The organism is Campylobacter showae CC57C (genome assembly GCF_000344295.2).
GTDB lineage: Bacteria > Campylobacterota > Campylobacteria > Campylobacterales > Campylobacteraceae > Campylobacter_A > Campylobacter_A showae_B.
Genome location: NZ_AOTD01000244.1, coordinates 1 through 367 on the forward strand (window position 1 = coordinate 1; position 367 = coordinate 367).

Sequence of the window (367 nt, forward strand, 5' to 3'; positions counted from 1 at the left end):
GTCCCACTCTTCGTCAAATTTGACGTCTTTAGCGTTAACGGCTGCTTGCGCATTTACTCCGCCTAGAGCTAAAGCTCCGGCACCTACCATACTTAACTTAACAAAATCTCTTCTTGAAACGTTTGAGTTTTTCATAGCTTCTCCTTAAATTTACTTAGCTATTACCTGTAAATCTTTAATTTACGACTCTACTCTAAATACCTTTATTACTCTTGGCGTCTTTTGGGCGTCCTCCTTAGATTAAATTTATTTTATCTAGTGTTATTATAGGACTTAACTTTAAAGAATAAGCTTAAATGAAGGTATAATTTGGAATTTATTTGTAATATTTAAAGATTTATTTGCCTAAAAACGTGATTATATCGGG

The 367-nt window shown here is 33.2% G+C and carries 1 protein-coding gene; it reads right to left on the bottom strand.

Annotated features, from left to right (window positions below):
* The coding region (locus tag H740_RS11580; protein ID WP_002953616.1) for a twin-arginine translocation signal domain-containing protein at nucleotides 1-135 on the bottom strand (135 nt) is incomplete at its 3' end.
* Between the last annotated feature and the right edge of the window lie 232 nt (nucleotides 136-367).